The 18,288-nt window shown below is 62.4% G+C and carries 19 protein-coding genes and 1 tRNA gene; 15 read left to right on the forward strand and 5 right to left on the reverse strand.

The features are described from left to right. Nucleotides 1–16: 16 nt before the first annotated feature. The 4 genes from AAFF19_RS05870 to pdxA all read left to right on the forward strand — a co-directional run bounded on the left by AAFF19_RS05870 (nt 17) and on the right by pdxA (nt 4,629). Nucleotides 17–634: a TRAP transporter small permease subunit gene (locus AAFF19_RS05870; protein ID WP_008905167.1), complete on the forward strand. Its 618-nt coding sequence runs from the start codon at nt 17–19 to the stop codon at nt 632–634. Beyond that, nucleotides 634–2,625, forward strand: coding sequence for a TRAP transporter large permease subunit (locus AAFF19_RS05875; protein WP_342721491.1), 1,992 nt, complete (start codon nt 634–636; stop codon nt 2,623–2,625). Before AAFF19_RS05870 ends, AAFF19_RS05875 begins: the two co-directional genes overlap by 1 nt. Before the next feature lie 118 nt (nt 2,626–2,743). Then, the gene (locus tag AAFF19_RS05880) at nt 2,744–3,505 is read left to right on the forward strand and encodes a Nif3-like dinuclear metal center hexameric protein (RefSeq protein WP_182118232.1); all 762 of its coding nucleotides are present in this window, start codon (nt 2,744–2,746) and stop codon (nt 3,503–3,505) included. 95 nt (nt 3,506–3,600) lie between these two features. Then, nucleotides 3,601–4,629, forward strand: coding sequence for a 4-hydroxythreonine-4-phosphate dehydrogenase PdxA (gene pdxA, locus AAFF19_RS05885; protein ID WP_342721492.1), 1,029 nt, complete (start codon nt 3,601–3,603; stop codon nt 4,627–4,629). A gap of 41 nt (nt 4,630–4,670) precedes the next feature. On the opposite strand, the gene mscL is transcribed toward pdxA, so the two are convergent. Further along, nucleotides 4,671–5,102, reverse strand: coding sequence for a large conductance mechanosensitive channel protein MscL (gene mscL, locus AAFF19_RS05890; RefSeq protein WP_182118234.1), 432 nt, complete (start codon nt 5,100–5,102; stop codon nt 4,671–4,673). A gap of 145 nt (nt 5,103–5,247) precedes the next feature. Between mscL and petA the strand changes: the two genes are divergently transcribed. The 6 genes from petA (at nt 5,248) to AAFF19_RS05920 (ending at nt 9,493) form a co-directional block, all read left to right on the forward strand. Continuing rightward, a complete protein-coding gene (gene petA / locus AAFF19_RS05895) occupies nt 5,248–5,844 on the forward strand; it encodes a ubiquinol-cytochrome c reductase iron-sulfur subunit (RefSeq protein WP_034694248.1) in 597 nt (198 codons plus the stop codon). An 11-nt stretch (nt 5,845–5,855) separates the two neighbouring features. Further along, nucleotides 5,856–7,268 carry a cytochrome bc complex cytochrome b subunit gene (locus tag AAFF19_RS05900; RefSeq protein ID WP_008905161.1) on the forward strand — a complete coding sequence of 471 codons (1,413 nt, stop codon included), beginning with the start codon at nt 5,856–5,858 and terminating at the stop codon, nt 7,266–7,268. Between the two features lie 18 nt (nt 7,269–7,286). Beyond that, entirely contained in the window at nt 7,287–8,045 is a 759-nt protein-coding gene (locus AAFF19_RS05905; protein WP_342721493.1) for a cytochrome c1, read from the forward strand. Between the two features lie 109 nt (nt 8,046–8,154). Further along, a complete protein-coding gene (locus tag AAFF19_RS05910) occupies nt 8,155–8,766 on the forward strand; it encodes a glutathione S-transferase N-terminal domain-containing protein (RefSeq protein WP_007854512.1) in 612 nt (203 codons plus the stop codon). Nucleotides 8,767–8,815: 49 nt separating this feature from the next. Further along, on the forward strand, nt 8,816–9,367 hold the full coding sequence (locus tag AAFF19_RS05915) for a ClpXP protease specificity-enhancing factor (RefSeq protein ID WP_182118236.1): 552 nt from the start codon (nt 8,816–8,818) through the stop codon (nt 9,365–9,367). Between the two features lie 50 nt (nt 9,368–9,417). After that, nucleotides 9,418–9,493 (forward strand) — tRNA-Thr (locus AAFF19_RS05920). 45 nt (nt 9,494–9,538) lie between these two features. Here AAFF19_RS05920 and AAFF19_RS05925 read toward each other — a convergent pair. Next, nucleotides 9,539–9,838, reverse strand: coding sequence for a hypothetical protein (locus tag AAFF19_RS05925; protein WP_008905158.1), 300 nt, complete (start codon nt 9,836–9,838; stop codon nt 9,539–9,541). A 31-nt stretch (nt 9,839–9,869) separates the two neighbouring features. Here AAFF19_RS05925 and AAFF19_RS05930 point away from each other — a divergent pair, with 31 nt between their 5' ends. The 5 genes from AAFF19_RS05930 to AAFF19_RS05950 all read left to right on the forward strand — a co-directional run bounded on the left by AAFF19_RS05930 (nt 9,870) and on the right by AAFF19_RS05950 (nt 16,461). Beyond that, nucleotides 9,870–10,853: a M23 family metallopeptidase gene (locus AAFF19_RS05930; protein ID WP_192810328.1), complete on the forward strand. Its 984-nt coding sequence runs from the start codon at nt 9,870–9,872 to the stop codon at nt 10,851–10,853. 137 nt (nt 10,854–10,990) lie between these two features. Beyond that, a complete protein-coding gene (gene secA / locus AAFF19_RS05935) occupies nt 10,991–13,744 on the forward strand; it encodes a preprotein translocase subunit SecA (RefSeq protein ID WP_182118238.1) in 2,754 nt (917 codons plus the stop codon). Between the two features lie 95 nt (nt 13,745–13,839). Next, a complete protein-coding gene (gene argJ, locus AAFF19_RS05940; RefSeq protein WP_182118239.1) occupies nt 13,840–15,069 on the forward strand; it encodes a bifunctional glutamate N-acetyltransferase/amino-acid acetyltransferase ArgJ in 1,230 nt (409 codons plus the stop codon). Between the two features lie 56 nt (nt 15,070–15,125). After that, nucleotides 15,126–15,998 (forward strand): ATP-binding protein, encoded by an 873-nt coding sequence (locus AAFF19_RS05945; RefSeq protein ID WP_182118240.1) that lies wholly within the window; start codon nt 15,126–15,128, stop codon nt 15,996–15,998. Beyond that, complete coding sequence (locus AAFF19_RS05950) at nt 15,991–16,461, forward strand: NUDIX domain-containing protein (protein WP_182118241.1); 471 nt, start codon at nt 15,991–15,993, stop codon at nt 16,459–16,461. Before AAFF19_RS05945 ends, AAFF19_RS05950 begins: the two co-directional genes overlap by 8 nt. A gap of 96 nt (nt 16,462–16,557) precedes the next feature. On the opposite strand, the gene AAFF19_RS05955 is transcribed toward AAFF19_RS05950, so the two are convergent. The 3 genes from AAFF19_RS05955 to coaE form a co-directional block, all read right to left on the reverse strand. Continuing rightward, nucleotides 16,558–16,776 carry a DNA gyrase inhibitor YacG gene (locus AAFF19_RS05955; protein ID WP_008905152.1) on the reverse strand — a complete coding sequence of 73 codons (219 nt, stop codon included), beginning with the start codon at nt 16,774–16,776 and terminating at the stop codon, nt 16,558–16,560. Nucleotides 16,777–16,826: 50 nt separating this feature from the next. Then, the gene (gene zapD, locus AAFF19_RS05960) at nt 16,827–17,582 is read right to left on the reverse strand and encodes a cell division protein ZapD (RefSeq protein ID WP_182118242.1); all 756 of its coding nucleotides are present in this window, start codon (nt 17,580–17,582) and stop codon (nt 16,827–16,829) included. Between the two features lie 85 nt (nt 17,583–17,667). Then, nucleotides 17,668–18,288, reverse strand: coding sequence for a dephospho-CoA kinase (coaE, locus tag AAFF19_RS05965; RefSeq protein WP_182118243.1), 621 nt, complete (start codon nt 18,286–18,288; stop codon nt 17,668–17,670).

Raw genomic sequence — 18,288 nt, forward strand, 5'->3', positions numbered from 1 at the left:
CCGAGATAGACAAGTCATGCAAAAACTACTGCTCACCGTTGACCGGATCTCCACCTGGTTCGGCAAGGCCTGCGCCTGGAGTGTGGTCGGCCTTACTCTGCTGATCACCTGGGAGGTTTTCTCCCGGTATGTGCTGAACAAGCCACATGCGTGGGTGCTCGACGCCCAGATCATGCTGTATGGCGTGCTCTTCATGACCGCTGGTGCCTACACCCTGGCCAAAAGCGGTCATGTCCGGGGTGACGTGCTCTATGGCTTTTTTGCACCGCGCACGCAGGCCTGGGTCGATCTGATCCTGTACATCGTTTTCTTCCTGCCCGGCATCATTGCACTGACTTATGCCGGCTGGTACTTCTTTCAGGACTCTCTGGCCATGCGCGAGCAAACTTTCAATGCCGATCCGATTCCGGTGTATCCCTTCAAGTTTGTGGTTCCGCTGGCAGGGGCCTTCCTATTGCTGCAGGGCATCGTGGAAATCATCCGCTGCGTGATCTGCATCCAGACCGGGCAGTGGCCCCGGCGCGAGGAAGATGTGGAGGAGGTGGACGTCGACAAGCTCAAGCAGATGGTGCATGTCAAGGATTCCGACATTGACGCACTCGACCGCCTGGTGGTTCAGAAAGGTGGCCAGTGATGAAGATCCGCAAGGAACTGTATTTCGGCTTCACGCTGATGGCGCTGATCATCTGCGCGGCGCTTGCGATGGTGTTCAGCGTCGAGCGGATGACCAATGGCCACTACGGGCTGCTCATGCTGTCGCTGGTGGTGGTGGCCATCATGCTGGGGTTTCCCACCGCTTTTACCCTCATGGGCATGGGCATGCTGTTTGCATTCTTTGCCTACCACTCGGGGGACCAGTCGGCGGCGGGAGCGCTCAAGCAGACGCTGGACCTCATGGTGCAGCGTGCTTTCTCGGTAATGGGCAACGATGTGCTCATCTCCATTCCACTGTTCGTGTTCATGGGCTACCTCGTCGAGCGTGCCAACCTCATCGAGAAGCTGTTTCGCAGCCTGCACCTTTCGCTGGCGCGGGTGCCCGGATCGCTCGGGGTGGCCACGCTGGTCACCTGTGCCGTGTTTGCGACCGCCACGGGCATCGTGGGGGCGGTGGTCACGCTGATGGGGCTGCTGGCCTTGCCGCAGATGCTGCGCGCTGGCTATGACGTGCGCCTGTCGGCCGGCGTCATCACGGCCGGGGGTTGCCTGGGTATCCTGATTCCTCCGTCGGTGCTTCTCATCGTGTATGGCGCCACCGCGGGTGTGTCTGTCGTGCAGCTGTATGCGGGGGCGTTCTTTCCCGGGATCATGCTGGCGGGGCTGTACATCCTGTACGTGATCATCATGGCCAAGCTCAAGCCCGACTGGGCGCCGCCGCTCACGGCCGAGCAACGCGTCGTGCCGTTGCCGGCCGGTCTGCGGGCCATCGGCGCCACAGCGAACGGCTGGGCGCCGGGCAGCCTGGTCAACGCCCTCAAGGGCCGTCGCAACCAGGGGGTGTCCACGGGCTACCTGCTGGGACAGCTGGGCATTGCATTGCTGCCGGCGGTGCTCTTTGCGGTGGTCGCGGTCGGCAGCTACCAGAGCGCCACCCGCGTGGTGGTCGAAGAGGCGTATACCGAGCTGCAGGCGATGGGTGCGGGTTCGGAAGACGCCGCCACGTCGGGCTCCGGCCTGGCCGAGCCGGAAGGCTCCGGGCTGGCAGAACCACCCGCCGATGACGAGGTGGCCGAACCCGCCGGGGCCGATGCCGTGGCAGAGCCTCCGGGTGCTGAAGCGGCGGCCAACGATGCTGCCAATCCGGGCACCGCAGAGCCGCCTGCAGCAGCAGGGGTTGCAGGGAACAATGGGGATGCGCCCGCTGCCACCACCAAACCGGCGTCTACCGGGTTCTGGATCGGGCTGGGTGTGGGTGCCGTGGCGCTGGTGGTGTTCTACGCCATCCTGAGCTACGCGCGACTGGAAGTCTTCAAGATGCTGCTGTCGAGCTTCTTCCCGTTGCTGATCCTGATCCTTGCCGTGCTGGGCTCCATTGTGTTTGGCCTGGCAACACCCACGGAGGCGGCAGCCGTGGGTGCCTTCGGCGGCTTTGTGCTGGCGGCGGCCTACCGGCAGCTCACCTTCAATGTGGTCAAGGAGTCTGTGTTTCTCACGGCCAAGACCAGCGCCATGGTCTGCTGGCTGTTTGTCGGCTCTGCGATTTTCTCGGCCGCCTTCGCGCTGCTGGGGGGGCAGGAGCTGGTCGAGCAGTGGGTGCTGGGCATGAACCTCACCAAGACCCAGTTCCTCGTGCTCTCGCAGGTCATCATCTTCATCTTGGGCTGGCCGCTGGAGTGGACGGAGATCATCGTGATCTTCATGCCCATCTTCATCCCGCTGCTGGACAACTTCGGGGTGGACCCGCTGTTCTTCGGGCTGCTGGTGGCGCTGAACCTGCAGACTGCCTTCCTGAGCCCGCCGGTGGCGATGAGCGCGTTCTATCTGAAAGGCGTTGCGCCCAAACACGTGACGCTGAACCAGATCTTTGCGGGTATGTTGCCGTTCATGGGTATTCAGGTTCTGGCCATTGTGCTGCTGTACCAGTTCCCGGCCATTGGCCTGTGGCTGCCGCAGGTGCTCTACCGGTAGAGCGGATGTGAGCCTTCCCTGGTGCGCTCGGGAACCTGGCAGGCGGGCCAGGGCTCGCTGCGACGCCAAGGCGCCCTGGTGGCGCCTTTTTACATGGGGCGGCAGCGACAATACGGGCATGAGCATTTCCCGTACTGAACTCCTGCAGGCTTTCGATGGCCTGTTGCAACCCGAGCGTTTCAAGGACTACGGCCCCAACGGGCTGCAGGTGGAAGGCAAGGCCGATATTTCCCGTGTCGTGAGCGGCGTGACGGCCAGCCGCGCGCTGATCGAGGCGGCCATTGCAGCGCGGGCTGATGCGATCTTTGTGCACCATGGCCTGTTCTGGCGCGGACAGGATGGCCGTGTGACGGGGTGGATGAAACAACGGCTCCAGTTGCTGCTGGCGCATGACATCAATCTGTTTGCCTACCACCTGCCGCTCGATGCCCACCCCGAGCTGGGCAACAACGCACAGCTCGGCCGCGTCCTGGGGCTGACGCCCGATGCGCGGTTTGGCGATCAGGATCTGGGCTTTGCCGCACCTGCCGCGTTTGCCCACGGGCAGGCGCTTGCAGACCATGTGGCCCAATCGCTCGGCCGCACCGTGACCTGGGTGCCGCCCGACGGTGCTGCAGCGCAGCGGCCCGTTCGCCGCGTAGCCTGGTGCACGGGCGGGGCGCAGGGGTACTTTGAGGCGGCAATTGCAGCGGGCGCCGAGGTGTTTGTGACCGGGGAAATATCCGAACCCCAGGCGCACCTGGCCCGCGAGACCGGCGTGGGGTTCATTGCTGCCGGCCACCATGCGACCGAGCGCTATGGCGCGCCCGCGGTGGCGGCGCAGGTGGCCCATCAGTTCGGCCTGGCCCACGAGTTCATCGAGATCGACAACCCCGCCTGAGTGGGCCCTGTGCCACGTCGTTTGCTATTAATAGTATAGCTATTGGCGCTTATCCAGAAAGCGCTGGAGCCCGATTTTGCTTTGAACCAACCACCATGCATCCCTTAGCCATCACCCAGGGAGACTCCGCAGGCATTGGCCCTGAAATCGTCGCCAAGGCATTTCGCGACGCGCCAGACGCTTTGCGGGGCTGTTTCGTGGTGGGCGATGTGGCCACACTGCGGCGTGCCGGGCAAGCCATCGTGCGGCCGGGCGTTCCGACGGTGCCCGTGGCACAGATCGCGAGCCCGGCCGATGTGCGGGGCGTGCCCCCCCGCTGCATCCCCGTCCTGCAGTTGGCGGGGATTGCGGGGCCGCAGCCCTGGGGGCAGATCAGCGCCGATGCTGGACGGGCCGCTGCCGACTGCGTGGTGTGGGCGGCGCGCGCAGCACTGCGGGGCGAGGTGGCGGGATTGGTCACGGCGCCCCTGCACAAGGAGGCTTTGGCGGCCGCCTGCGTGGCGTTTCCCGGGCACACCGAGCTGTTGCAGGCTGAGGCAGCTGTACACCAGGGTGTGGCGCTGGCGCAAATGCCTGTGCGCATGATGCTGGCCAGCGACGAGCTGCGGACCGTGCTGGTCAGCATCCACATGTCACTGCGCGATGCCATTGCTGCGGTCACGACGGAGAACATCTTGCAGACGCTGCAGATCACGCACGCCGCCCTGGTCCGCAGCCTGGGCCGACCGCCGCGCATTGCGGTGGCGGGGCTCAATCCCCATGCCGGAGAAGGAGGCCTGTTCGGCAGTGAAGAGGTCGAGGTGATCGCCCCTGCCCTCGCTGCGGCGCGCGCACAGGGGCTGGATGTGCACGGGCCCATTGCGCCCGATACGGTGTTCATGCGGGCACGCCGTGCACCGGGCCGCGCGGGCGAATTTGACGTGGTCATCGCGATGTACCACGACCAGGGGCTGATTCCGGTCAAGTACCTGGGTGTGGACAAAGGGGTGAACGTGACGCTGGGCCTGCCCCTGGTTCGCACCAGCCCGGACCATGGCACAGCGTTCGACATCGCCGGGCAAGGCGTGGCCGATGCCGCAAGCCTGGTGGAGGCCGTGCGCATGGCGCGCGCGCTTTCGGCCTGAGGCCGCGTGCCGCTGACCGCTGGACACGCGGGGTCAAGAGGCTATTTCTTGAGGCTGTCCCTGATTTCCCGCAGCAGGACAATGTCTTCCGGGGCGGCGGCGGGCGCTGCCGGGGCGGGCGGCGGGGCCTCGCGCTTCATGCGGTTGATCTGCTTGATCATCACAAAGATGATGAACGCCAGGATGAAGAAGTTGACGGCCACCGTCAGGAAGTTGCCATAGGCAAACACCGGCACGCCTGCTTTTTTCAGGGCGTCCAGGGTCATGGCCGTGCCCGGTGGAACCGTGCCGAGCACCACGAAGAGGTTGGAAAAGTCGAGCTTGCCAAAGACCAGCCCCACCACCGGCATGATCAGGTCGGACACCACCGAATCCACGATCTTGCTGAATGCAGCGCCGATGATCACACCTACCGCCAGGTCAACCACATTTCCCTTGACCGCAAACTCCCTGAACTCCTGCATCATCCCCATGTTGTGCTCCTTGTGTAGATGGTGATGCCGGAGTATTGCCCGACTTGGGCCACTGTCAAGCCAGTCCTTCACATTGAAATAACCATTTTCACTCCGCTACAATTCGCGGTTGACCCAACAATAGCGATGTTTACCGAGGATCCCCATGAGTGACACACCAGTCGACACCAGTAAAAGGACGTGGCTGATTGCGTCCGGATGTGCCGGTGCCGCTGGCGGAGTGGCCGTAGCAGTGCCTTTCGTCAGTAGTTTCCAGCCTTCGGAAAAAGCCAGAGCGGCCGGTGCCGCTGTGGAGGTGGATATCTCCACCTTGCAGCCCGGTGAAAAGCTGACCGTTGAATGGCGCGGCAAACCGGTGTGGATCCTCAAGCGCACCCCCCAGCAGCTCGAGTCTCTCGCTCAGACCGAGTCCCAGCTGGCCGATCCCAAGTCGGATCGCAATACGTACCCCACGCCGGAGTACGCCAAGAACCAGCATCGCTCGATCAAGCCCGAAGTGTTCGTGGGTGTTGGCATTTGCACCCATCTGGGCTGCTCGCCCGGGGACAAGTTTCAGACCGGTCCCCAGCCATCGCTGCCGGACGACTGGCACGGTGGATTCCTCTGCGCCTGCCATGGTTCCACGTTCGACGTGGCCGGCCGGGTCTTCAAAAACAAGCCGGCGCCTGACAACCTGGAAGTGCCGCCGCACATGTATCTGTCCGACACGGTGCTGTTGATCGGCGAAGACAAGAAGGCCTGAGGTATATCGACATGGCTGAATTCAAGGAAATCTCCCCCAACGCGTCGGCAGGCGCCAAGGTCACGAACTGGTTCGAGAACCGCTTCCCGACCGCGTTTGACGCCTATCGCGTGCACATGTCGGAGTACTACGCTCCGAAGAACTTCAACTTCTGGTACATCTTCGGCTCGCTGGCACTGGTGGTGCTGGTGATCCAGATCGTGACCGGCATCTTCCTGGTCATGCACTACAAGCCCGACGCCAACCTGGCGTTTGCTTCGGTCGAGTACATCATGCGTGATGTGCCCTGGGGTTGGCTGATCCGCTACATGCACTCCACAGGGGCCTCGGCCTTCTTTGTGGTGGTCTATCTGCACATGTTCCGTGGGCTCATCTACGGCAGCTACCGCAAGCCGCGTGAGCTGGTCTGGATTTTTGGCTGCGCCATCTTCCTGTGCCTGATGGCCGAGGCCTTCATGGGTTACCTGCTGCCCTGGGGCCAGATGTCGTACTGGGGCGCCCAGGTGATCGTGAACCTGTTTGCCGCCATTCCGTTCATCGGCCCCGATCTGGCTCTGTTGATCCGTGGCGACTTCGTGGTGGGTGATGCCACGCTGAACCGCTTCTTCAGCTTCCACGTGATCGCTGTGCCGCTGGTGCTGCTGGGTCTGGTGGTGGCCCACTTGCTGGCGCTGCACGACGTGGGTTCCAACAACCCCGATGGCGTGGAGATCAAGGGCCCCAAGGCGCCCAAGGATGCCAATGGCAAGCCGCTTGATGGCGTGCCGTTCCACCCCTACTACACGGTGCACGACATCTTCGCGCTGAGCATGTTCCTGATGGCGTTCACGGCCGTGGTGTTCTTCGCGCCCGAGTTTGGTGGCTACTTCCTGGAGTACAACAACTTCATCCCGGCTGACCCGCTGGTGACGCCGCTGCACATTGCGCCAGTCTGGTACTTCACGCCGTTCTACTCGATGCTGCGCGCGATCACCACGGAAATGATGTACGTGCTGGTCCTGTGTGTGGTTGCCGGTGCTGCTTTCGGGGTGTTCAAGGCCAAATTGCCGAGCTTCGTCAAGGCAGGCATTGTGGGCGCTGCGGCTGTCGCCATCGTGCTGATGCTGTCGATTGACGCCAAGTTCTGGGGCGTGGTGGTGATGGGTGGTGCCGTGATCATCCTGTTCTTCCTGCCCTGGCTGGACCACAGCCCGGTCAAGTCGATCCGTTACCGCCCCGACTGGCACAAGTACCTGTATGCCGTATTTGTGATCATCTTCCTGATCCTGGGCTATTTGGGTGTTCAGCCTCCTTCCCCCATTGGTGAGCGAGTGTCGCAGGTGGGTACGCTGTTCTATTTCGGGTTCTTCCTGCTGATGCCCTGGTGGAGCCGTATCGGCGAGCCGAAGCCCGTGCCTGACCGCGTGACCTTTGTGGCGCACTGAGCCCAGGAGAGAACAACAATGAAGAAAATCATCCTCACGCTGGTGGCCGCCCTGGGTTTTGCTGCCGGCTCTGCACTGGCCGCCGGCGGTGGCATTCCGCTGGACAAGGCGCCAGTCAAGACGAACGATCTGGCCTCCTTGCAAAATGGCGCCAAGGTATTCGTCAACTACTGCCTGAACTGCCACTCTGCAGCCTTCATGCGGTTCAATCGGCTCAAGGACATCGGATTGACCGACCAGCAGGTCAAGGACAACCTGCTGTTCACGACCGACAAGGTCGGCGAGACCATGAAGGCAGCCATTGACCCCAAACAGGCGAAGGTATGGTTCGGTGCCAATCCTCCCGACCTGACAGTGATTGCCCGTTCGCGGGCGGGTGCTGGCGGCTCGGGTGCTGACTACCTTTACACCTACCTGCGCACGTACTACCGTGACGACACCAAGCCCACAGGCTGGAACAACCTCGTGTTTCCCAACGTGGGAATGCCCCATGTGTTGTGGGAGTTGCAGGGCGACCGGCGTCCGGTCTTCGAGGAGCATGAAAGCCATGGTCACAAGACCCAGGTCTTCAAGGGTTGGGAACAGGTCAAGCCTGGCCTCATGACCCCGCTTCAGTATGACCAGACCGTGGGTGACCTGGTGAACTACATGCAGTGGATGGGCGAACCCGCGCAAAACACACGCAAGCGCGTGGGCGTCTGGGTGCTGATTTTCCTGGGCGTTTTCACCCTGATTGCCTGGAGGCTCAATGCGGCCTTCTGGAAAGACGTGAAGTAACACGCACGGAGCCGAACCAACGCAGGCACCCTTCATGGGGTGCCAATGGTTTTTTGCAGAGTGGGCGCTTTTGGCGTCCCACTCTTTTGATTTTTAGGAGCTTCCCACCATGATGGTGCTTTACTCGGGTACGACCTGTCCCTTCTCACACCGCTGCCGTTTTGTCCTGTTCGAAAAAGGCATGGATTTTGAAATCCGCGATGTGGACCTGTACAACAAGCCCGAAGACATCAGTGTGATGAACCCCTATGGCCAGGTTCCGATTCTGGTCGAGCGCGATCTGATCCTGTACGAGTCGAACATCATCAACGAGTACATCGACGAGCGCTTCCCCCATCCCCAGCTGATGCCTGGCGACCCGGTGGATCGCGCGCGCGTGCGCCTGTTCCTGCTCAACTTCGAGAAGGAACTGTTCGTCCATGTGAACATCCTCGAATCGCGGGCCACGAAGGGCAACGAGAAGGCGCTGGAGAAGGCGCGTGCTCACATTCGTGACCGCCTGACGCAGCTCGCCCCCGTGTTCCTCAAGAACAAGTACATGCTGGGTGACAACTTCTCCATGCTGGATGTGGCGATCGCTCCATTGCTCTGGCGCCTTGACTACTACGGTATTGACCTGTCCAAGAACGCTGCCCCGCTGCTCAAGTATGCGGAACGCATCTTTTCGCGCCCTGCCTATATCGAAGCGCTGACGCCTTCAGAAAAGGTCATGCGCAAGTAATCTGCGGCCTGTCTCATACGTTTATCCACCGCAGCAGCCTAGAGCCCTCATGACCGCACAGGAATCGACCTCCACGCGCCCGTATCTCATCCGTGCCCTTTACGAGTGGTGCACCGACAATGGACTCACGCCCTATGTGGCGGTGCGCGTGGACGATTCTGTACAGGTGCCGCGTGAGTATGTGAAGGACGGTGAGATCGTTCTGAACATCAGTTTTGATGCGACCAGTGCATTGCAGCTGGGCAACGATTTCATCGAGTTCAAGGCCCGGTTTGGCGGCAAGCCGCGTGAGATCCTTGTGCCCGTCGGGCGGGTGATCGCCATCTATGCCCGTGAGAACGGACAAGGCATGGCTTTTCCGCCCCCTGTGGACGTGCTCGGCGGAGGTGCCGTTCCCGGGGCCATTGCGCCAACGCTGTCGGAAGTGGTGTCCCCTGGAGATGCTGTCGCAGCCGGCGGTGCGCCCGCAGTTGTCGATGAACGTGTGGTCCAGCTGGTGTCTACGGATGATGGCGCGAAGGGTGGCGACGAGGGCGGCGACGCGCCGCGGCCACCGCCTGCGTCGGGCGGCGCACGACCCGCGCTGAAGCGTGTGAAATAAGCGCGTTTTGTTCTTTTGTGCTGCTTTTTCCACGATAAAATGCAGCCTTCGCCGGTTTAGCTCAGTTGGTAGAGCACCCGCCTTGTAAGCGGTAGGTCGTCAGTTCGATTCCGACAACCGGCACCATGTCTCTTGTTTTCTTCAGCGTTCCCAAGGTTCTGACCCCTGCCCTCAGGTTTGAACTTTCAGGCGAATCGCGTTAACCTCCCACCCCCGGCTGCGTAAATGTGCCTGTAAAGCAGGCAGCAGCTGGCGTATTTTCGCCGCCGCAGCATTGCTTTTGACCAGAAGGCACCAGCAGTCTCCGTCAATGGGGCCTGCCTGCAAGGCGGGGCGCAAAGTGGCGGGAATCAGCATTTCAATGGCTTTGAGCCGTTCACTCGAGTCACGCGTCAGCGCTGTGAGCTTGGCCAGCGTGGGAGATTCCTCGCTGGCTTGCTGCAGGGTGACTGCGTAGTGGCGGCGGTTCATGGTGTGCGTCTTCGGGCGTGGAGAATTCGTAGTGCATCTGATTATCACGGACGCCCGGCTGGCCAAGAGCCGGGCCATTCATTTGTCCGGCACACGCTTGGTGCTCGTGGCTTTGATGCTATCGCTGTGCCTGATGCTGATGGCGGTTACGCTGTATCACTGGGTATTTCTGAAGGGGGCGCGGGAAGGGTGGCCCGTGGTGGGCTCCCTGGTGCGGCTGGTGGTCAAGGACGAGTTCGCGGAGCGGGATCGCTTCATGCGTGCCAATCTGGATGCGATGGCCCGGCGCGTCGGCGAGATGCAGGCCCGGATGGTTCAGCTGGAATCGCTGGGTGATCGCGTGCTCGGGCTTGCGGGTATGGCGCCCGCTGACATTCCCAAAGCCGAGGGCCGGGGTGGTGTGCTGGTTGGGGCGCGCAACCTGTCGATGGAGGAGCTCCAGGCGACGCTGGACGAACTGGAGCACCTGACCCACCAGCGTGTGGACTTGATGACGGTGCTGGAGTCCCGTCTTTTCGATCAGCATATCCGCAAGAAAATGGTTCCGACGCAGCCCCCCGTGCCGGGTCGAAATGCGGGTTCAGCCTTCGGCTGGCGGGTCGATCCCATTACCGGTCAGTCCGCCCTGCACACGGGCTTGGACTTTCAGGCAGAGACGGGTACCCCGATCCTGGCTGCAGCCGGGGGGGTGGTGGTGACGCAGGAGTACCACCCTGCCTATGGAAACATGCTGGAAGTGGACCACGGCAACCAGCTGATCACACGTTATGCCCATGCCTCGCGGACGCTGGTCAAGCAGGGTGACATCGTTCGCCGGGGCCAGAAAATCGCAGAGGTGGGCACCACGGGCCGTTCTACAGGGCCCCACCTTCATTTCGAGGTGCTGGTACAGGGCGTTTTCCAGGACCCACAAAAATTTCTCACTGCTGGCGGCGCGACACCCGGTGCGCAGGTGGCGTCTGTTCAGCCGCCAACATCGGATGCCCCTGCAACTATGCCCGCAGCGGGCAGGTAAAATCGCCGGTCCGGTCCACAGGTTACCGGATTGCAGTGCTTGCAATCCGTGGCGTTGGACCCACCTGAACTCAATTCATCTAAGGGATTTCGGTCGCCTCAAGCGCTGTTCGCAGCGTTGCAGGCGGTCCTGTTCGCATGGCCACCAACTTCCTCACCAAACTATTCGGCAGCCGCAACGACCGGCTCCTCAAGCAGTACCGCAAGACGGTGAACCGCATCAATGCGATGGAGCCCGAGTACGAGAAGCTGTCGGACGAACAGCTCCGCGCCAAGACGCAGGAGTTCAAGGATCGTGTGGGCAAGGGCGAGTCGCTGGATGACATCCTGCCCGAAGCCTTTGCGGTGGTGCGCGAGGGCTCAAAGCGCATCATGAAGATGCGGCACTTCGATGTGCAGTTGCTCGGCGGCATGGCGTTGCACTTCGGCAAGATCGCCGAGATGCGCACCGGTGAAGGCAAAACCCTGACCGCCACGCTGCCGGTGTACCTCAATGCGCTGTCCGGCAAAGGCGTGCATGTGGTCACCGTAAATGACTACCTGGCCAACCGCGACGCGCAGTGGATGGGGCGGCTGTACAACTTCCTGGGCCTCACGGTGGGTATCAACCTGCCCAACATGCCTCGCGAGCAAAAACAGGAGGCCTACCGCTCCGACATCACCTACGGCACGAACAACGAATACGGGTTCGACTATCTGCGTGACAACATGGTGTACGAAGGTCGCGACCGTGTGCAGCAGGGCCTGAACTTTGCCATCGTTGACGAGGTGGACTCCATCCTGATCGACGAAGCCCGCACGCCGCTCATCATCAGCGGACAGGCGGAAGACCACACGGCGATGTACATCGCCATGAACAAGGTAGTGCCGCTGCTGGTGCGCCAGGAGGGCGAAGCGGACCCGCGAACGGGCGAAGGTGTGACCAAGCCCGGAGACTTCACCGTCGATGAGAAGACACACCAGGTGTTCCTGACGGAGCAGGGCCATGAAAGCGCCGAGCGCATCCTGGCCAGCCAGGGCTTGATTGCCGAAGGCGCCTCGGTGTACGACCCGGCCAACATCACGCTGATGCACCACCTGTACGCAGCACTGCGTGCCAACCATCTCTACCACCGCGACCAGCACTACGTGGTGCAAAACGGCGAGATCGTGATCGTGGACGAGTTCACCGGCCGCCTGATGTCGGGCCGCCGCTGGAGCGAAGGCCTGCACCAGGCTGTGGAAGCCAAGGAAGGCGTGAACATCCAGGCCGAGAACCAGACCCTGGCTTCGATCACCTTCCAGAACTATTTCCGTCTGTACAACAAGCTCGCCGGCATGACCGGCACGGCTGATACCGAAGCCTACGAATTCCAGGAAATCTATGGCCTGGAAACCGTGGTCATCCCACCCAACCGCCCGAGCAAGCGCGATGACCAGCTCGACCGCGTCTATAAGACCACGCGCGAGAAGTACGAAGCTGCGATCAAGGACATCCGCGAGTGCCACGAGCGCGGCCAGCCCGTGCTGGTGGGCACCACGTCGATCGAAAACTCCGAGATCATCGACCAGTTGCTGATCAAGGAAGGCCTGCCGCACCAGGTGCTGAACGCCAAGCAGCATGCGCGTGAAGCAGACATCGTGGCCCAGGCGGGGCGCGAGGGCATGATCACCATCGCCACCAACATGGCGGGCCGGGGCACGGACATCGTGCTGGGCGGCAACATCGAGAAGGATGTGGCGGCCATCGAAGCGGACGAGTCCTTGTCGGAAGCCCAGCGGACCGCCAAGGTGGAGGCTCTGCGCGAACAATGGAAGATCGACCACGAGAAGGTCAAGGCTCTGGGTGGCTTGCGCATCATCGCCACCGAGCGCCACGAATCCCGCCGCATCGACAATCAGCTGCGCGGCCGTTCGGGCCGTCAGGGTGACCCCGGCTCCTCGCGTTTCTATCTGGGCCTGGACGATGCACTGATGCGCATCTTCGCGGGCGACCGCGTCCGGGCGATCATGGACCGCCTGAAGATGCCCGATGGCGAGGCCATCGAAGCCGGCATCGTCACGCGCAGCATCGAGTCCGCCCAGCGCAAGGTGGAAGCGCGCAACTTCGACATCCGCAAGCAGTTGCTCGAATACGACGATGTGTCCAACGACCAGCGCAAGGTGATCTACCAGCAGCGCAACGACATCCTCGATGCTGCCGACCTGTCGGACGTGATCGCCGCCATGCGCGAGGACTGCATGACCGATCTGGTGCGCCAGTATGTGCCCGCCGAATCGGTGGAAGAGCAGTGGGACCTCGCTGGCCTCGAAAAAGTGCTGGCCGACGAATGGCAGGTGTCGATTGCACTGCAGCAGATGGTGCAGGGCGCCAGTGCCATCACCGACGATGAAATCCTGGAGAAGGTGCTGGCCGCAGCCCATGCTTCGTTTGACGCCAAGGTGGCGCAGGTTGGGCGCGAGAACTTCACGCAGTTCGAGCGCATGGTGCTGCTGCAGAGTTTTGACTCCAACTGGCGCGACCACCTCTCCGCGCTGGACTATCTGCGCCAGGGTATCCACCTGCGAGGTTATGCGCAAAAGCAGCCCAAGCAGGAGTACAAGCGCGAGGCCTTCGAGCTGTTCCGCCAGCTGATCGACCAGGTCAAGAACGAAGTCACCAAGATCCTCATGACCGTGCAGGTGCAGTCGCAGGAGCAGCTGGACCAGGCCGCACAAGAGATGGAAAGCCGCGGCGAAAGCATTGCCAACGTGACCTATACCGCGCCGACCGAAACAGGTGAGGTCGAGAGCACGGTGGATGCCCAGACCGTGGGCCAGGTTCTGCCAGAAGGCGTCCGCGTGGGCCGCAACGACCCTTGCCCCTGTGGCAGCGGCAAGAAGTACAAGCAGTGCCACGGCAAACTCGCCTGATTTTCTGATCCACACAACACGGGCTTCGGCCCGTGTTTTCATTGGCGCGCCACGGTTATCCGGATAATCGGCCGCAGTTTTTCACAAGGACCTCCATGCCCGTCAATCTAGTTGCCCCCGTTGCCGCCGATCTGCACCCGATTGCCGGAGTGCGCATCGGCGTTGCCGAAGCCGGTGTCCGAAAGGCCAACCGCAAGGATCTCACCGTGTTCCTGCTGGACGAAGGTGCCAGCGTGGCGGGTGTGTTCACGCAGAACCGCTTTTGCGCCGCGCCTGTGCAGATCAGCCGCGATCACCTGGCCAGCGGGCAGCCCATCCGCGCCATGCTGATCAACACCGGCAATGCCAACGCTGGCACGGGCGCGGATGGCCTGGCGCGTGCGCGCGCCACCTGCGTGGCCCTCGCGCGCCAGCTCAGCGTGGCGCCCGAGCAGATCCTGCCGTTCTCCACCGGCGTGATCATGGAGCCGCTGCCCAATGACCGCATCGAGGCAGGCCTGCCCGCCGCCATTGCCGACGCGCAGCCGGGCCACTGGGCGCGCGCCGCAGAAGGCATCATGACCACGGACACCTTGCCCAAGGCCTTCTCGGCCCAAGTGCAGATTGGTGGTGCCACCGTGTCCATCACCGGCATCAGCAAAGGGGCGGGCATGATCCGGCCCAACATGGCCACCATGCTCGGCTTCATGGCCACGGACGCTTGCGTGGCCCCTGCCGTCATGCAGCAGCTGGCCCGCGAACTGGCCGATGGCTCGTTCAACCGCGTCACCATCGATGGCGACACCTCCACCAACGATTCGTTTGTGGTGGTGGCGACCAACAAGGCCGCGCATGCGCCCATCACTTCGCTGGCAAGCGCCGAGGGCCAGGCCCTCAAGGCTGCCATGCTGGCGGTATCGCAAAAGCTCGCCCAGGCCATCGTGCGCGACGGCGAGGGCGCTACCAAGTTCATCACCGTGCAGGTAGAAGGCGGCAAGACCGGCGAAGAGTGCCGCAAGGTGGCCTACGCCATCGCCCACTCGCCGCTGGTCAAAACAGCGTTCTACGCCAGCGACCCGAATCTGGGCCGCATCCTCGCGGCCGTGGGCTATGCGGGCATTGACGACCTCGACCAGACCGGGATCGATCTGTACCTGGACGACGTACACGTAGCCATTCAGGGCGGACGCAACCCCGCCTACCGCGAGGAAGACGGCCAGCGCGTGATGAAGCAAAGCGAGATCACAGTGCGTGTGCTGCTGGGCCGTGGCGATACCTCCGACACGGTGTGGACCTGTGATTTCAGCCACGACTACGTCACCATCAATGCAGACTATCGCTCGTGAAATTGCTATATATTTGATAGCTATCGGCGCTTTCTGTATAAGCGCTAGAGCCTGAAATGAATCAAAAATTTGAACATCTGATCGAGCGGGCCGAGCAATTGATCGCCCGCATCGAGTCCGTGCTGCCCCAGCCCCTCGGGGCGCCCGACTGGTCTTTGTCCATTGCCTGGCGTTACCGCAAGCGCAGCAGTGGCCACGGCACCCTGGAGCCCGTGCGCCATGTGGCTGCGATGCAGCTGGCGGATCTCAAAGAAATCGAGGGGCAAAAGGAAAAGATCCAGCGCAACACCGAGCAGTTTGTGCTGGGCAAGCCCGCCAACAACGTGCTGCTGACCGGTGCACGTGGTACCGGCAAGTCATCGCTCATCAAGGCCTGCCTGAATGCCTACGCGGGGCAGGGTCTGCGGCTGATCGAAGTGGACAAGGCGGACCTGGTCGATCTGCCCGACATCGTGGATGTGGTGGCCGAGCGGCCCGAGAAATTCATCATCTTTTGCGATGACCTGAGCTTTGAAGACGGCGAGCCCGGCTACAAGGCGCTCAAGTCGATCCTGGATGGATCGGTGGCCGCCGCCACGCCCAATGTGCTGATCTACGCCACCAGCAACCGGCGCCACCTGTTGCCCGAATACATGGCTGAAAACCTCACCTACACCCACACCGCAGATGGCGAAGTGCACCCCGGTGAAGTGGTGGAGGAGAAGATTTCGCTGTCAGAGCGGTTTGGCCTGTGGGTGAGCTTCTACCCCTTCAGCCAGGAGGAGTACCTGACCATCGTCGCCCAGTGGCTGGCATCCTTCGGGGCCTCTGCCGCCGCAATTGCGGCGGCACGGCCCGAGGCGCTCGTCTGGGCGCTGGAGCGCGGCTCGCGCAGCGGCCGTGTGGCCTACCAGTTTGCGCGTGACTATGCGGGGCGCCACGATGGCTGATCCTGTGGCCGTGTCCGACGATGCACCTGCAACACCCGCCGCGACCACGGCGCGCCAGCACACCGAGGTGGCCGTGGGCATCTTGCTGCGTGCCGATGGCGCGATGCTGCTCTCTACACGCCCGCCGGGCAAGCCTTATGCCGGGTACTGGGAGTTTCCGGGTGGCAAGCTCGAAGTCGGCGAGACGGTGGAGCAGGCGCTGCGCAGAGAGCTGGTGGAGGAGCTGGGGGTGACCATTGGCGCTGCCAGTGTCTGGAAAGTCACCGAACACGACTACCCACATGCCCTGGTGCGCCTGCACTGGTGCAAGGTGCGGGAATGGACGGGCGAGTTCGAAATGCGCGAAGGGCAGACCATGGAGTGGCAGCAGATGCCGCTGACTGTGTCACCGGTGTTGCCCGGCGCGTATCCGGTGCTGCAATGGCTCGCAGCAGAGCGCGGCTTGGAATATTCCCCGGAGTAAGGGTCGTTTTGCTACTAAATTAGTAGCTAATCGCGCTTTACTGGTAAGCGTTGGAGCCCAATTTCGCTTGAAATACGGTGGAGCAACCCGCCAAAATCAGTGCTGCAGCCGAGGATCACCGTAGAGTTCGTCGGCCGGTGGAGCCTCTGCAGGCATGCGGAAATCCTCGCTGGCCCAAGCGCCAAGGTCCATCTGCTTGCACCGCTCGCTGCAGAACGGGCGGTACACATTGGCCGGGCTGTAGACGCTGTCACCGCCACAACTGGGGCAGGTGACGATGCGTGCTTGGGGCTGGGTGGGCGTGGGTTCAGCCATGCTTTTCGTCGATCTTGAAGTTTGTGCCTGGTGCCCTGCTGCTGGCCGCCTCACGCGCACAGGGTCAACTCGAAAGCCGCATCTTCATTGCAGGAGTGCAGGCGCCCATCACCCTCCAGCCGCATGAGCCGCACCGAGACGATCAGGCGGTTGCCGCTGATCTCGGGAATCAGGTTCAAGGCTGGGTCGATGCGCAGGCGCAACAACTGGAACGTGCGGCCCTGGGGCAGGTTCTGCTGAAATTGACCGCGCTCTGCCGCCACCTTCTGGGGCACGCCAGAGTCGCGCAGGAGCTTGAGCAACACATAGATGGATTCGGCCAGCGGAGCCAGGGTCGATGCCCACTCTTCGAGGGCCTGCTGGCGCACCTCCGGTGTGTGGTGCTGCCAGGCGTAGTACGCAGGGAGGTCGAAACCGCAAGTGCCGCCGGGAATTCCCACGCGGCTGCGGATGCTCATCAGCCAATCGTTCTCGGTGAGCGAGTGGCCGGACTTGCCCGACTGGGTATTGAGCGCTGTGAAACAGCGGTCCAGCTGGGCAATGACAGCGTCCAGCGCCGCTTCCGAAATCGAGGGATTGCCGCGGTAGCTGTCGAGCTGGTGCTTGTGTCTCTCGATGTCCTTGAGCACGTCCGACTTGAGATCGGCGCGCGCTGCCACATCCATGATCTCGAAGATGGTGACCAGCGCAAAGTGGTGATCCAGCGCGTGCGAGCGGGGGATCAACTCCCCCAACCGGCGGAACAACTGCTCAAGCCGCAGATAGGTTCTGAGACGCTCGTTAAAGGGATATTCGTAAAGGATCACGCTGGCGGGTTCCTGGGGGCTCAGGCAGTATTCTGACGCCGGTGGCGCTCGGCATGGAGTGAAAGCACAAACGGTTGCGTTCGCATCATAGCCCGAACAGCGTGGCCAGTTGCCGGGTGTGCAGACGCAGGTCGTCCAGCGAGCAATCGCCATCGTTGGCAATCACGGCATCTGCCACGGCGCGCCGCGCGGGCCGGGTGGCCTGTGACGCGATGATGCCTTCCACCACCTCACGCGCCAGGCCGCTGCGCTGCATGACACGCTCGATCTGCGTTGCTTCAGAACAGTCGACCACCACGACCGCGTCCAGCCTGCGGGCCCAGCGGCCGGATTCTGCGAGCAGGGGAATGTCAAACACGATCAGGGCATGGCCTTGGTCCGCAGCCTGCAGGGCTTTCGCGTTGCTATGCAGCGTAACCAGAGGGTGCACGATCCCTTCGAGCCGGGCGCGTGCCTCGGGGTGGGTGAAGACCAGGGCGCGCATGCGCGCGCGGTCCAGTGCGCCGGTGGCATCCACAAAATCTGCGCCAAAAGTGGCTTGGATCGCATCCATGGCCGCGCCACGCGGGCTTGTCAGGTCGCGGGCCAGCTGGTCGGCATCAATGAGGCAGGCACCGAGTGCGGCCAACATGCTGCCCACCGTGCTCTTGCCGCTGCCAATGCCGCCAGTCAAGCCAAGGCGCAAGGGACGCTTGCGCAGATTCAT

Origin of the sequence: Acidovorax sp. FHTAMBA (genome assembly GCF_038958875.1) — a bacterium.
Lineage (GTDB): Bacteria > Pseudomonadota > Gammaproteobacteria > Burkholderiales > Burkholderiaceae_C > Acidovorax.

Bases quoted from the DNA above. Each gene is read 5' to 3' on its own strand.
- mscL (WP_182118234.1), bottom strand. From the start codon at position 5,102: ATGGGGATGATGCAGGAGTTCAGGGAGTTTGCGGTCAAGGGAAATGTG.
- AAFF19_RS05910 (WP_007854512.1), top strand. From the start codon at position 8,155: ATGATGGTGCTTTACTCGGGTACGACCTGTCCCTTCTCACACCGCTGC.
- AAFF19_RS05905 (WP_342721493.1), top strand. From the start codon at position 7,287: ATGAAGAAAATCATCCTCACGCTGGTGGCCGCCCTGGGTTTTGCTGCC.
- AAFF19_RS05945 (WP_182118240.1), top strand. From the start codon at position 15,126: ATGAATCAAAAATTTGAACATCTGATCGAGCGGGCCGAGCAATTGATC.
- AAFF19_RS05950 (WP_182118241.1), top strand. From the start codon at position 15,991: ATGGCTGATCCTGTGGCCGTGTCCGACGATGCACCTGCAACACCCGCC.
- AAFF19_RS05875 (WP_342721491.1), top strand. From the start codon at position 634: ATGAAGATCCGCAAGGAACTGTATTTCGGCTTCACGCTGATGGCGCTG.
- pdxA (WP_342721492.1), top strand. From the start codon at position 3,601: ATGCATCCCTTAGCCATCACCCAGGGAGACTCCGCAGGCATTGGCCCT.
- petA (WP_034694248.1), top strand. From the start codon at position 5,248: ATGAGTGACACACCAGTCGACACCAGTAAAAGGACGTGGCTGATTGCG.
- coaE (WP_182118243.1), bottom strand. From the start codon at position 18,288: ATGAATCTGCGCAAGCGTCCCTTGCGCCTTGGCTTGACTGGCGGCATT.
- AAFF19_RS05900 (WP_008905161.1), top strand. From the start codon at position 5,856: ATGGCTGAATTCAAGGAAATCTCCCCCAACGCGTCGGCAGGCGCCAAG.
- AAFF19_RS05925 (WP_008905158.1), bottom strand. From the start codon at position 9,838: ATGAACCGCCGCCACTACGCAGTCACCCTGCAGCAAGCCAGCGAGGAA.
- secA (WP_182118238.1), top strand. From the start codon at position 10,991: ATGGCCACCAACTTCCTCACCAAACTATTCGGCAGCCGCAACGACCGG.
- AAFF19_RS05870 (WP_008905167.1), top strand. From the start codon at position 17: ATGCAAAAACTACTGCTCACCGTTGACCGGATCTCCACCTGGTTCGGC.
- AAFF19_RS05915 (WP_182118236.1), top strand. From the start codon at position 8,816: ATGACCGCACAGGAATCGACCTCCACGCGCCCGTATCTCATCCGTGCC.
- argJ (WP_182118239.1), top strand. From the start codon at position 13,840: ATGCCCGTCAATCTAGTTGCCCCCGTTGCCGCCGATCTGCACCCGATT.
- AAFF19_RS05955 (WP_008905152.1), bottom strand. From the start codon at position 16,776: ATGGCTGAACCCACGCCCACCCAGCCCCAAGCACGCATCGTCACCTGC.
- AAFF19_RS05880 (WP_182118232.1), top strand. From the start codon at position 2,744: ATGAGCATTTCCCGTACTGAACTCCTGCAGGCTTTCGATGGCCTGTTG.